Annotated in this window: 13 protein-coding genes and 1 tRNA gene; 8 read left to right on the top strand and 6 right to left on the bottom strand. The window is 42.0% G+C overall.

The window, feature by feature from the left end; genetic code table 11:
* Positions 1-2: 2 nt before the first annotated feature.
* The gene (locus tag BBC0178_RS06655; protein ID WP_078039613.1) at positions 3-1,148 is read right to left on the bottom strand and encodes a pyridoxal phosphate-dependent aminotransferase; all 1,146 of its coding nucleotides are present in this window, start codon (positions 1,146-1,148) and stop codon (positions 3-5) included.
* 120 nt (positions 1,149-1,268) lie between these two features.
* Between BBC0178_RS06655 and BBC0178_RS06660 the strand changes: the two genes are divergently transcribed.
* The 7 genes from BBC0178_RS06660 (at position 1,269) to BBC0178_RS06690 (ending at position 7,841) form a co-directional block, all read left to right on the top strand.
* Complete coding sequence (locus BBC0178_RS06660) at positions 1,269-2,684, top strand: M48 family metalloprotease (protein WP_078040394.1); 1,416 nt, start codon at positions 1,269-1,271, stop codon at positions 2,682-2,684.
* A gap of 93 nt (positions 2,685-2,777) precedes the next feature.
* Positions 2,778-3,578, top strand: coding sequence for a DsbA family protein (locus tag BBC0178_RS06665; RefSeq protein ID WP_188317708.1), 801 nt, complete (start codon positions 2,778-2,780; stop codon positions 3,576-3,578).
* A 258-nt stretch (positions 3,579-3,836) separates the two neighbouring features.
* On the top strand, positions 3,837-4,319 hold the full coding sequence (accB, locus tag BBC0178_RS06670; protein WP_078039615.1) for an acetyl-CoA carboxylase biotin carboxyl carrier protein: 483 nt from the start codon (positions 3,837-3,839) through the stop codon (positions 4,317-4,319).
* 14 nt (positions 4,320-4,333) lie between these two features.
* Complete coding sequence (gene accC, locus BBC0178_RS06675) at positions 4,334-5,689, top strand: acetyl-CoA carboxylase biotin carboxylase subunit (protein ID WP_077971709.1); 1,356 nt, start codon at positions 4,334-4,336, stop codon at positions 5,687-5,689.
* On the top strand, positions 5,686-6,300 hold the full coding sequence (gene aat, locus BBC0178_RS06680) for a leucyl/phenylalanyl-tRNA--protein transferase (RefSeq protein WP_418214916.1): 615 nt from the start codon (positions 5,686-5,688) through the stop codon (positions 6,298-6,300). The genes accC and aat overlap by 4 nt, the downstream gene beginning before the upstream one ends.
* A 137-nt stretch (positions 6,301-6,437) precedes the next feature.
* Positions 6,438-6,513, top strand: a tRNA-Thr gene (locus tag BBC0178_RS06685).
* Positions 6,514-7,211: 698 nt separating this feature from the next.
* The gene (locus BBC0178_RS06690) at positions 7,212-7,841 is read left to right on the top strand and encodes a hypothetical protein (protein ID WP_149867437.1); all 630 of its coding nucleotides are present in this window, start codon (positions 7,212-7,214) and stop codon (positions 7,839-7,841) included.
* A 705-nt stretch (positions 7,842-8,546) separates the two neighbouring features.
* Here BBC0178_RS06690 and pip read toward each other — a convergent pair.
* Positions 8,547-9,503 carry a prolyl aminopeptidase gene (gene pip, locus BBC0178_RS06700; protein WP_078039619.1) on the bottom strand — a complete coding sequence of 319 codons (957 nt, stop codon included), beginning with the start codon at positions 9,501-9,503 and terminating at the stop codon, positions 8,547-8,549.
* Positions 9,504-9,591: 88 nt separating this feature from the next.
* Here pip and BBC0178_RS11710 point away from each other — a divergent pair, with 88 nt between their 5' ends.
* Positions 9,592-9,801 carry a hypothetical protein gene (locus BBC0178_RS11710; RefSeq protein ID WP_149867438.1) on the top strand — a complete coding sequence of 70 codons (210 nt, stop codon included), beginning with the start codon at positions 9,592-9,594 and terminating at the stop codon, positions 9,799-9,801.
* 870 nt (positions 9,802-10,671) lie between these two features.
* On the opposite strand, the gene BBC0178_RS06705 is transcribed toward BBC0178_RS11710, so the two are convergent.
* From BBC0178_RS06705 to BBC0178_RS06715, 4 genes are all read right to left on the bottom strand, one after another.
* Complete coding sequence (locus BBC0178_RS06705) at positions 10,672-11,421, bottom strand: hypothetical protein (RefSeq protein WP_078039620.1); 750 nt, start codon at positions 11,419-11,421, stop codon at positions 10,672-10,674.
* A 304-nt stretch (positions 11,422-11,725) separates the two neighbouring features.
* A complete protein-coding gene (locus BBC0178_RS11845) occupies positions 11,726-11,875 on the bottom strand; it encodes a hypothetical protein (protein WP_188317709.1) in 150 nt (49 codons plus the stop codon).
* 296 nt (positions 11,876-12,171) lie between these two features.
* A complete protein-coding gene (locus tag BBC0178_RS06710; protein ID WP_188317710.1) occupies positions 12,172-12,651 on the bottom strand; it encodes a thermonuclease family protein in 480 nt (159 codons plus the stop codon).
* 416 nt (positions 12,652-13,067) lie between these two features.
* A complete protein-coding gene (locus BBC0178_RS06715) occupies positions 13,068-13,712 on the bottom strand; it encodes a hypothetical protein (RefSeq protein ID WP_078039622.1) in 645 nt (214 codons plus the stop codon).
* Positions 13,713-13,720 lie beyond the last annotated feature (8 nt).

Consider the following 13,720-nt stretch of genomic DNA (forward strand, 5'->3'; position numbering starts at 1 on the left):
GATTAAAGCAGCCAGTTTTTGAGGCGCTTCAATGCTTCGTCAATTTCGGCAGGCGAACCGGCATAGGAAAAGCGCATTGTGCGTTTTCCTTCCACAGTATCGAAGTCCACGCCGGGAGTTGCCGCTACATTGGTTTCATCAAGCATTTTCCGGGCAAATTCTGTACTATCATTGCTATATTTTGATACATCACAATAAGCATAAAATGCTCCGTCCATGGGCGCCAGTAATTTGAGCCCTAATAAAGGTAGTCCATTTTTCAAATGTTCCCGATTAATACGATAGCTATCTTTTATCTTTTCCAGATCGGCTGTTGCGTCGAACGCCGCGATGGCAGCTATTTGAGAAAGTTCGGGAGCCGATATATAGAGATTTTGGGAAATCCGCTCGACTGTTCTTACTGCATTTTCGGGTAATACCATCCAACCGATACGCCAACCTGTCATACAATAATATTTGGAAAACGAGTTAATAACGGTTACCTCGTCACTGAAAGACAATGCTGTAACATCGGGACCGGTAAAGTTCAGCCGGTGATAAATTTCATCGGCAATCACTGTAATATTGTGCGTTTTACAAAATTGTATGATATTTTTGAGGTCATCCGGTTTCATAGATGCGCCTGTTGGATTGCTCGGAGAGGCGAACAAAATACCTTTAAGCGGCGTATGTGCATGCACCTCTTCAAGTTTTTCTACGTCGATCAAACCGTTTCCATTTGTGTCGATCTCGACGACCTGAAGCCCGAGCGCCTTCATAATATGACGATAAGCGGGATAACCGGGCCGCGTTATTGCGACTCGCTCTCCAACATCGAAAAATGTCAAAAAGGCCAGATTGAATGCGGCGGATGACCCTGTCGTAACAGCTACCCGCTCAGGCGATATGGAAAGGTGATGATATTCATCGTAATAGGCGGCAATTTTTTCACGTAAACGTGCAAGCCCTAACGAATCGGTATATCCGATATGGCCATCTTTGAGCGCGCGTTTGGCAGCTTCTCTGACGATCATCGGACAAGATGCAGCGGGCTGACCTATTGCCATGGAAATAACAGGATCACCGTCTTTCAGCTTTTTATTGGCGGCGGCAAGCACGTCCATTGCAAAAAAGGGATCGACATCACTTCTTTTCGATAGACAAATCATACTGGTCTCCACATAAAAAAACGTATAAATTCAAATCATGTGCCGCACAAAAGCCTGAAAGCCATGGCTAAAACGATGAAAAACCATGTATCTCTGCTCGAAGCACTCCGGGGAGTATCTATGAAGATAGAGTTGCAGACTTCAAGACAAAAATTGTTGTCTTTTATAAAACGATCAATAACTCTCTTGGCCCATTTCGGTCTCGCTGCCATATTGGTTCTTGCACCATCTATGAATGTTGCGCAAGCTCAATCCCAGTCTGTTCCAATTATCCGTGACGCCGAAATCGAACAATTATTATACGATTATACAACGCCGATTTTTAAAGCTGCGGGCATAAAGAACAAGATACAAATTATTATCGTCAATGACCAAAGTTTCAACGCCTTTGTTGATGGTCAACGTATGTTCGTCAACATCGGTGCGTTAATGCAAGCCGAAACTCCTAACGAAATTATCGGCGTTATAGCACACGAAACAGGACACTTGGCAAATGGGCACCAGCAACGTTTGCGCGAACAAATAAAGCGTGCTCAAACCATGGCTGTTATTGGTATGTTGTTAGGAATTGGGGCTGGCGTTGCCGGCGCCACCACCGGAAATTCAGCGGCAGCCGGAGCTGGTGGGGGAATAGCTGCCGGAAGTAACGAAATAGCAATGCGTACTCTTCTCAATTATCAACGCAGTGAAGAGGCGGCAGCCGATAGAGCGGCAGTTAATTACCTTAATGCAACCGGCCAGTCGACGAAAGGAATGTTGATAACATTCGAGCGTTTTTCCAGTGCACTCGCTCTTTCCGGTGCAAAAGTTGACCCCTATAGAGTGAGCCACCCGTTACCCCGCGAACGTATTGCAGCTCTGGAAACATTAGCCAAACAGAGCCCTTACTATGACAAGAAAGACTCGCCCGAGTTACAACTGCGTCACGACATGGCTCGGGCAAAAATAGCGGCATATACCGATCATTTCACGGAGCTGCGCCGCATGTTCAAAGACAATCCGCGCGGGCTTCCTGCCCGTTACGGCGAAGCAATATTGGCTGTCGAGAGCGGTTCCCCGAAAAATGCGGTTGAAAAAGTAAAAGACCTTATAAAAGACGAACCGAAAAATCCCTATTTTCTCGAATTGTTGGGAGACGCTCTCATTAAAGCGAATGACCCTGCCGGCGCTGCTAACGCTTATAAACGTTCGGCAGAGCTTGACCCGCGCGGTTCCAGTCTTTTGCGTGTAAGCTATGGCCATGCATTACTATTAACAAATGACCCCAAAAACGTTCCGCTCGCTATAACTGAAATACGTGCCGGAATCGCCAAAGAGCCAGAATTTGCTGCCGGCTATGGCTATCTTGCACTCGCTTACGGAAGAAGCGGACAAGTCGCACTTGCCGATCTTGCAACAGCCGACATGCATTATTATAGTGGCAATCGTATGCAGGCACGCATTTTTGCAACGCGCGCCCAACAGAAGCTTGCACGCGGGTCGGCCGAGTGGTTGCGCGCCCAAGATATTCTCAATACAACCCAACTAAAAAAATAACACGCAATTACCTGAGTTTTGAATAAAGCGAGCCAATCAATGCAATATTTTATGCCCTCATTCATAAACAAACGTTTTTTGTTCACGGGAGTGATGGGGATTTTCTTATCAGCTGCCTCTCTGGATAAAGGGGCTTTGGCTGTTGAAGCAAATAGCAATACAACCGATCAAATAAAAAATGCACTTCTCACCGATCCGAATTTTATCACTGCATTGGCGGACGCGGTTAAAAAACAGACTTCAGACGATCATATTCGCGAGGTTGTTAAGGACTATCTCGTAAAAAATCCGGAAGTCATGCTCGAAGTACAGGAAGCGCTCAATAACAAAATCGAGCAAAAGACCACCCAAAATCGTTCTTCGACAATAGCCGAGATGAAAGACGAGATTTTCAATTCTTCGGATGATGGTATCTTGGGAAACCCGAAAGGCAAAATATCATTAGTAGAATTCTTCGATTATAATTGCGGTTACTGTAAAAAGTCCTATCCCGATATTCAGGCTCTTATAAAGGGTGACCCCGATTTACGTGTCGTGCTCAAGGATTTTCCTGTTTTAGGTGATGATTCGGTTAAAGCGCATATTGTTGCACGTGCCTTTATGAAACTGATGCCTATGAAATTTGCGGCTTTTCATAGTCAAATGATGACAAGCGAGGGACGTGCAAATGAGGAAAAGGCCATAAAAATAGCTGTAAAACTTGGTATTGATGAGAACCAATTACGTCAAACTATGAAGGATCCGGATATACAGCAAGTTTTTATGAAAAACGGCAAACTTGCTTACTTGCTCGATATCAACGGCACACCGAGCTATATTTTAGGAAATGAAGTTCTTGTCGGTGCCGTAGGAGAAAACATTCTGAAAAAGAAAATTACATTGCTAGAACAATAATTTTTTCTGTAATGTCACGCAAGATTAAACTTTTGTTGACGCTGTGTTTGAGTTGAGGAATTTGCACTTTCGCTTTTTTCTCAACATGCTTATAAGCGTTTTATGTGTCAAGCTGTTGCTAAAAATGCTACAGCTTCATGATAGAAAGTTTTATCTGCCTGGCATGGTTATTGCGCCAGCGGAAGGCAACCGGATTGAAATTCTGTCCGGTCATAGAAGTTTGAAAGCGGTCACGACGATCGAGGAGTAAAGAAAGAGATGGCTACAAAACCAACAAGTACCGTCAAAAGCACAGGTGTTAACAAAGATCTCATCCGCGATCTCGCCGAAATACTCAATGATACCAACCTTTCGGATATCGAGGTTGAACAAGGAGACTTGCGCATTCGTGTTTCGCGCCAGTTGAATGCAGGTGCACCTGTACAAACTGTCTACGCGCCATCTCCTGCAGCACCGGCTGCACCAGCTGCTCCTGCTCCCGCAGAATCGGCAAAAGAAGATTTGACAAAAAATGCCGTAACTTCCCCTATGGTTGGCACTGCTTATTTGGCACCTGCACCTGGGGCTCGTCCATTTGTTGAAGTCGGGCAAAAAGTTTCGGAAGGTCAAACCTTGATTATTATCGAAGCAATGAAAACGATGAACCAGATATCTTCACCCCGTGCAGGCACGGTTAAAGCTATTTTGGTGGAAGATGCGCAACCTGTTGAATTCGGTGAGCCTCTGGTCGTTGTTGAATAAGACAGGATCGCTAAATGTTTCAGAAAATCCTGATCGCCAATCGTGGTGAAATCGCACTCAGGGTTCTGCGTGCTTGTAAAGAGCTTGGTATCAAAACCGTAGCTGTCCACTCGACAGCCGATGCTGATGCCATGCATGTAAGACTGGCCGACGAAAGTGTCTGTATCGGACCTCCCCCTTCTCGCGATTCATATCTCAATATCCAACAAATTGTCGCGGCTTGCGAGATTACCGGTGCAGACGCCATCCATCCCGGTTACGGTTTTCTTTCGGAAAACGCAAAATTTGCTGAAATTCTGGAAGCTCATTCTATTACCTTTATTGGCCCGACTGCTGCCCATATTCGTATTATGGGTGATAAAATCGAAGCCAAGAAAACCGCAAAACGGTTGGGTATTCCCGTTGTTCCGGGTTCTGATGGTGGTGTGACCGAGGACGAAGAAGCTTATAAGGTAGCAGATAAAATCGGTTATCCGGTTATCATCAAAGCGTCGGCCGGTGGCGGCGGACGTGGTATGAAAGTTGCGCGTTCACGTGACGAATTGTCGGTTGCATTGAATACTGCTCGTAGTGAAGCTGCCGCCGCTTTCGGAGATGATGCTGTCTATATCGAGAAATATCTTGAAAATCCGCGTCATATCGAAGTTCAGGTTATGGGCGATGGTGCGGGAAATGCCATTCATCTTGGCGAACGCGATTGTTCTTTGCAAAGACGTAATCAGAAAGTCTGGGAAGAAGCCAATTCCACCGTTCTTGATGATGAGGCAAGACAAAAAATTGGCATGATCGTGGCAAATGCTTGTGCCGAATTAGGGTATCGCGGTGCCGGTACTATCGAATTTCTCTATGAAAATGGTGAATTTTATTTCATTGAAATGAATACCCGCCTTCAGGTTGAACATCCGGTAACGGAAGCTGTAACCGGCATCGACCTTGTTCACGAACAGATTCAAGTTGCAGCCGGCGAAGGGCTTTCGGCAAAACAAAGTGATATCCACTTTTCAGGCCATGCGATTGAATGTCGTATCAATGCCGAGGATCCGGTCAACTTCACCCCTTCCCCCGGATTGATTACCCATTTCCATACACCGGGTGGTCTGGGCGTGCGCGTCGATTCCGGCGTTTATTCCGGTTACCGGATACCGCCTTATTATGACAGCCTGATCGGCAAATTGATTGTTCATGGCAGAACACGGCTTGAATGCATGATGCGGCTAAGGCGGGCTCTCGACGAGTTCGTTGTCGACGGTATCAAAACGACACTGCCGCTTTTCCGCGATCTTATCGGCAATGAAGATATAGCCAAGGGAAATTATGACATCCACTGGCTGGAAAAATATCTTGCCAATAAGTCGGCTTCGAATAGCTGATAGCTTTGTCTGAAAAAGAAAAAGATAAATTAACCCCTGCGCTACTTCTAAGCGCCTATGCGCAGGGTATTTTTCCTATGTCGGATGATGCCGAAGACCCCGACATTTATTGGATACGTCCCGAACGGCGTGGAATTATTCCTTTGGACAATTTTCATATTCCGAAAAGTCTGAAGAAAACTATAAAGAAAGAGCCGTTCAAAATCGTCATTGATTCCGATTTCGAAGGCGTTATTTCCGGCTGTGCCGAATCAAAGCCCGGACGTGAAACAACGTGGATCAATCACCCCATTCGCAAAGCTTATGGTGAGCTATTCGAACTCGGTTTTTGCCATACAGTTGAAGCTTGGCAAAACGAAAAGCTTGTCGGTGGTTTATACGGTTTGGCTTTGGGACAAGCCTTTTTCGGTGAAAGCATGTTCTCGCGCGTCACTGATGCTTCCAAGATATGTCTTGTTGCGCTTGTAGACCATTTGAAAAGCCATAATTTCATTCTTCTCGACACACAATTTACAACACCGCATCTTGAGCATTTTGGTGCGATAGAAATTACAAGACAAGACTATGAAACGCGCCTGAAAAAAGCCCTATCCGGCCACGCCGAGTTTTAAAATCTTTATATTTTCTCACCAAATTGTCGGCTAAATTCCCACTTGTTTTTCAAAAATTTTTAGGATGCAAAAAAGATTGTTGTTTTGGCAATTTTTCTGTTTGCCTTTGGCGAAGTTTATGCTAGTTGCAGTGCGGCGCCCTTATAGCTCAGTTGGTAGAGCACCTGATTTGTAATCAGGGGGTCGGGAGTTCAAGTCTCTCTGGGGGCACCACTTAAGTCTTTGATTTACAAGTCTAATTTCCGAAACACAAAAATTCACATATTAAAGTTTGACACTTTTTTGAAGAGTTTGACAATTTATGTGCTCTTTTTGTTCATTCTTGCAACCGAGTCGCACAACGGCCACTTCGTTTTTTGCCTTGTTCCGGTAATCGTAAATAGTGCCTTTCAATACATTAAACATATCATTATCGATATCACCAATCGGCATGTCAGAACTGAGGTGTGAATCAACGAGCTTGTTGTTCAACGTCGGCTCTTCATGTCATTGTTACAGCCTCTGATAATAAAGAATATCCGAGCTTTTTTTGCTTTCAACACCTAATTAGTCTTCTGTTGTCAGCATCTGGTGTTTTATCTTTTCCTTCTTTTGTGGAGCAAAATCATTGCCAATTTTCCTATAATGGTCATTGCCATATCCGCCAGCAAAGTCGGTACCGACTAATATCCCGGTTCTGTCAGAATTGTTTTCGTCAATTCCTGTGTCAGAGATTTGGTCAAATCATGGTCTTTAATACCCGAGATTATTGGCAAATCCGCCGATAATCCTATCAACCTTTCTATAAGCAAACTGTTACAATTACTGTGAATTCGATACAAAAACTTATTGTTGAAATTTATAAATTGCATTGTGGTGCTTTTCGTTCGATTGCATAGTAAATATCATGCAGTAAATGGAGACCGGTTCAAGTGGATAAAGATAAATTAATTGATGTTAAGCAAAGGTTTTCTGTTTGGTGTGCATCAACCGCAGCCAGGGCTTCAAGGAATTGTCGATTTACGGGTGAACAAGGTGCAGAGATTGCTCTTAATAGCTCACTTTTGGACTATCAGACTTTAGACGATTTACCTGACCCGCTTGAATTTGATAATTTACATAAAAAATTACGGCAAAAAATTTGTCTAGCGGCCGAAAATACTATCAAAAACAAAACAATGCAGTTCACACACGGTGTAGCTGCAAAATTTATAAATATTTATTTTAAAGCTATGTTCCTAAATGACGTTCCAGCAGAACACTCTGACTACGAGAACAAAATAAACGCTTTGCATCCGCCGATAGACCGCCTCTTATTGCAAAAATTAGCAGAAAAAAATGTTGGCGGCCTCAGAAATTTTTGGCAGTGGAATGTATTTATAGGGTGGTCCAATTTTTCTTCCGACGATTATGAAGAGATTATAAAACATATCAAAGATGTAACCAAAGGTCATTTATGGGAAATTGAAGAGTTTTGGCCCGGTTTTAATAAAACTAAAAAAGTTACCAATAATCCAACATTACCATTTTATGAAACAAAAACACAAAACAATGTTCCGTAAGCCTACAGCTCAATTGTGTTTAACTTTCGTACTCTGATGGCTTTGTTTTTTAACCTTGCTACAATACCGATAGAATAGCAGCCGCATCGAAATTATCATGGTTAAAAAGCCCTACCGGTCATGAGGTTGTCGTCCGGTTTTTACACGAGAAATAGACTTGCTAGAGTCCGCATTGACATTGTCGTTATAGATATAAACGAAATAGTCTGAACAGCTTATGAAAAGCCGTTCATCAACAGCTAGTCGAAGTCCGCTTGACGGGATATCGCCATAACGCATATTCGTCGAAGAGAACTTTGAGCCATCATACTTTTCCGAACAAAGTTCTACATATGTTTTCAAACATTCCGGTTCGGTTTGCGAAGCGGGATGGAAGTGTAAAGTCGTACAAGAAAACCATTTCCATCTATCATTCCGCAAACCGGTTTTTCGGCGAGATAAACATTGTCGCCAGCAGTTACAACACTGCGGAGATAGCCGGAAATCCGAACGCAGCTATTCGTGCTGGATATGTTGGAATCATCATTGCCAAAAACATTACACAAATGCCAACTATTTGATTTTATGCTATTTTTTCTTTCAAAATCAGTGACATGTGATGCTTTGGGCAACAACTTCAAAAGCGAATATATGAGATATTATTCATTCATTAATTTAGCCATTCGAATAGATTAGGACTGATTAAACGACGCTCCTTTCTAAACATCATAAAAAATTTCGGCCTTCAACAAATTGATCAGTAGCTTTTATGAGACAATCAAGGATACCCGGCTCGGAGTAACTGTGCCCGGCTCCCTCGACAATATGAAGCTTGGAACCAGGCCAGGATTTATGTAACTTCCACGCATAGGATAAACGACAGATAAGGTCATGTCGGCCATGTACGATCACACAGGGAAGATGCCGGATTTTATCAAGGTTATGAAAAAGCTGTTCCTCTTCAAGCCAGCAGTCATTAACAAAATAATGATTTTCAAGCCGCGCTATGTCCAAGGCTGCCTGATCGGATTGTGGTGTTCTCGGAGATGGCTTCGGCGGTATGATCGATACATTTTTCGCTTCCCATTCACTCCACGATCGGGCAGCATTGATAGCGATATCTTCCTGCTCATGATTGAGAAGGCGGTGATATGCGCCGATCAGGTCATTCCTTTCCTCAACCGGTACGGGCTTAATATAATTCTCCCAATAATCGGGCGATATTTCCGACGCTCCATATTGGTTCAACCAATTCATTTCATCCCTGCTTCCGGTAAAAATTCCGCGAAGGACCAAACCACTAACATGGTCCGGATGAGTCTCGGCATAGGCGAGAGCCAGCGTCGACCCCCAAGAGCCTCCAAAAACCAACCATTTATCTATTCCCGCCATCTGACGAAGCTTTTCCATATCCTCAACCAGATGCCAAGTGGTGTTGGCGGTTATTGAAGCATGAGGCGTGGAACGACCACAACCACGCTGATCGAACAGCAAAACATCATACCTATTCGGATCAAACAACCGACGATGATTCTCGGAAATGCCGCTGCCGGGCCCGCCATGCAAGAAAACTGCCGGCTCGGCTCTTTTGGTACCTACCCGTTCCCAATAAAGCTCATGGCCATCACCAACATCAAGCATATCATGCTCGAATGGTTCAATAGCCGGATAAAGTTCTCTCATCAGCAAACCTGTCTTTCGTTTAACTCTGTTCTTGCATCAATCCTTGCCAAGCTTCGTAGGCCTCCAACACGGTCTCCATCTGCATTTGGTGCCCAAGCTTAAAATCATCCCCATAAACAGTCTCGTCGGGATATTCTGTGACCAATTCTACCTCGAAAGTGGCATTGGGATAAAGCGCAAAAAACAGGGAATGCCATTGATTGTTTCAAACCCCGGTTCACCGGCATTAATCTGCACACCGACACCGTTAATGTTGCAGTCGACGATCAAAAATGTAACAGATCAGACCTGTGCATAGCGCGAAATTCTCACGTCAAACACAAAATTATTCTAAAATAAGCTAATTTCTTATAATTTAATATTGCATTTTCTCCCGTCTGAATTTCCTCTTCAGGAAGTGTATATACAGTAATAAAATAACTCAAAATATATATAAATTATTTCTTAATATAAATTTGAAACTTTTTCCATATAAAAAAACAAAATCGTTTAGAATATTTATCGAATATTCATAGTCTAACTGCATAACATTGCAATTCTATTTCATTATTTTGTTAAAATAATACTCTTTTATAACAATATTATAAAATATAGTTATTGTATTACTCTATTTTTAACATTGTCGTTTTGTTGTTTTATTTTTTTAAATTCATTTATTTCCGATTGATAAAACTTAATAATCAATCAGAACAATTTTTATTTAAAGCAAGTTGTTTCATAAACTTTTAAATCTGAATTATTTGATTGGATTCATAAAATATAAAAGATTATACTTAATGTCATTAATCGCATAAGCGGCAGCGTCTGAACTACCTGCACCAACGAAGAAGGCCGAGGATGATGCTTGACGTATGAGTATCTGACATGCGTGTGGAATCTTCGTCTATCAGGCCGGATTGTGTAGCAGCTTCTTTGATTATGCCGTTGGTATGCGGCGCAATCAGCGTGCTGACAGCTGTAGATTCGATACAGCGCAATCGCCAATCACCAAATTCTTTGGTCATTATCTTTTCTTGTAGTGTCTCTAACTCTTTTTATTCTGATGAGTTTACAGCCCTACTAGAGTGATGAAGCTATCAGAGAACCTACAAACCTATTTGATAGGTGTCATTTGATATCTTTCATCACAATGCTTTTCACGATTGTTGTGTTTTATAAAACAGTTTAATTATATCTCGTAATAGCCTTTATAAAAATCTTTTGGCATTAAAGAGATTAATTCCGATGACCTTTCATGAAATTTATCAGGTTGGTTAACAATATCAAACATATCATTTGTAACAAAAATTGTTATATGATTTAGAGTTTCTTCTACTCTAAAACCGGCTTCTTTTATGATCGAAACGTCAATACTCTTATAGAGATCTTTTCTCAAAGACTGTGCCCAATAAGGAAAGGGAATATTAGGGTTATCCCACCGACCAAAAGAGGTTAATTCATATTTAGGACGTTTAATTTCTCCCAAAGAATTCATATGCAAACATGATAACTCGACATCATAAAACCAGTTTAATAGCTCCATATAAAAGTCCTGCCAATTAAAACTATCCAGGTTTTTATTTGTCAGCGGAAAATCAATCCTCAGACGACTACGCGGCATAGGATGTGTTGGGCTAAAATTTCCAATTGAGAAATGACCACTATATTTAAATTTTTTTCGTCTTCTGAAATAAAAACTATAAGATTTAGATAGTTTTGTTATTTCGTCGAATACTTCTTGTCTATTTGTCTTGAGCTTGTCATAAGAAAACGGATGACGAATGCGTTCAGGATCATCCGAGATAAATTCAACGACAAGCCTTTCATCATATTGGCATAGCCATTCAATGAATTTTTCAAAAAAAACTTCCCTTTGTTCAGGTATTGTTGTGTTGTAAAAACACAACTTAATATGTGGTGGCTCTTCACCAAATTTCATAATGCCTCCAAATATATTCAAGATTAAGGTAAGGGTATCTCTATCAGGCTCGGAGCTCTACTATTGAAGATTCCGCCTTTTCCTCGATCATAAGCATATACCTTACCACCTATTCGCTGTATTTCTTTTATAAGTTTACTGCTTAATCTGTTCAGGGGATCCGTTCCGCGTTCTGCATCAATAATAAATTTATATTGAATGCCTTGATCTTAAGCAAGTTGGATTTTTGCTTAGAATTGCTTTTTATTTCTGAGGTAGCGAACATTTTTTAGTTCGGGAATGACAATATTCACAGTAAAATCAGTTATTGTCCTGGCTGAGCCACCATCTTCCCATAAAGCCTATCTTCTGGCGTCTTAACCTCCTTCGCGATCTTGTTGGATACATATTTGATGCCCTTGGCCGTATTCTCGGCAGCCTGCGCACCGATATCAGAAACCTTGCTACCTTTCATGTTTAATGTCGTTCACAACATGAATATCTTAACCGGCGACCGCAATATGCTCACCAGCATCAAGGTTGATACTGGTTATTTCAATGCGAGCTTAATAGTTCAATACCCCTGCCTCCTATATGAGCGAATGACTTTCCGCCCGAAGGGGCTACCTGAAATAGCTATAAGGTGACGGCTCGATATGCGTCTCGCTATTGCGGGGACTAAAATTGCGCAAATAATCTATTATAACATATGGCAGTTTTCGCCCCCTCCTTGATGAAGGAAGACACAAAGGCTTAGCTCTTTTAAATTTTTTATTTTTCAGTCAATTTCCACGGCGCAGCTTCGTTATGTTGCCAAACACCGCTCTTGTTTGATTGTGCCTGTTTTTCTGAAACGCCGTAAAAACCATTGGAATATTTCGGCCAATCAATAGCATAGCCGTTGCGAACCATCCAGCCTGCTATGTCATCCCCAGTTGAGGTATAGCAAATTGCAATCGTATTGCCTGAATTATCATTGCCACGCGGTTCGCAGCGCACAGGTTGCAATTCTTTCAGCCATTGCGAAAGTGCAGATGCGGCTTCTTTTCCGCAATCATAGCCGGCATCCTGACCATCTTTACATGTCTGGTTAAGTTCCGGAGCATCTACTCCCCACAATTTTATGCGTTGATTTTGAATTTCGAGTGTTTCCCCATCAATAACTTGGATAGCTCCGATTATTGCAGTACGGCTTTCAGCAAAGGCCGGCAATGTCATCACACAAAGCAAAATTGAAATGAGAAAGCGCATTATACACTCCATACCATCTTTCTAGACTTGAAACAGTCTAAGCGCATCCATTGTTAATTTAAATAATAAAATAAGGCCGAAAAAAGTTCCAATACCGTCTTTTATTCGACAATTACGGATTGCCGAGTTGTCACGTTAAGGTGCATCAATCAGAATAACGAACACACCACCCGCTTACAGACTTATTTCCGCTTTTGTTGATTATTTTCAAGCCTCTGTCGGCAGATAAAAACAACTTTTATACAGTTTTAAAAAAAAGATTTTTGAATGATATACGGAAATACAATATTATAAAATTCCTGATAGTTAGTCCATATTGCGAAAAATAAAAGTAAAGCTATAAAAATAAACATATAAAAAACGGTTCAATATACATTTTATATTGAACCGTTATACAAATAAATAATATATTTTAGTTAATAGACAACAGCAAAATGAATTGATCCGATAGCGCCTGCAAAAATTTGCTTGCCATCCTGTGCAACTTGTTGCACTGCCTTTTGGTCAATTGCATTGCGATCCCACATTGTTCCGCCAATGCTCCCCTGCTTCCAGTCAACCGGTTTACCAAGAAGATTTTCGGCATCCTTCTGGTTATAGATCTTTGCAGTGTCATTTTGCAGGGCTTTGAACAAAGCATCATCACCTTTTGTAAGGCCACCAAGCTGGGCGGTCGATTTAACAAGGTCTTTCAGCTTATCGTCACTGATTTGAGGAGGTGTAAACACCTGAAAATTGCCCGTTGGAACACCTTCGAACCCGGCATATTTAGCCGCATCGGCATCCCTCAAAGTGCCGGTAAAATATTGCGGATTTGTCATGTTCAAATTGACTTGCTGATTGATAATGCCGGATGCATTAATACCTTTTTCAACAAGTTCCTGAATACGCGATAACGCGTCGGAAATACGTGGCGACATCACATTACGATCATCGACACGCACGGTCTGTGTCGCATTCTTTTCCTGAACAATTTCCTGAATATTCTGGGCAGCCCGCAACCCCGGAACATCAAAACCATGATTGACCAAGTTCAAGTCGGTTGATGTGATTGATACCATTTTCGCCT

It is taken from the genome of Ditibartonella apihabitans, from assembly GCF_002007485.1.
Lineage (GTDB): Bacteria > Pseudomonadota > Alphaproteobacteria > Rhizobiales > Rhizobiaceae > Bartonella > Bartonella apihabitans.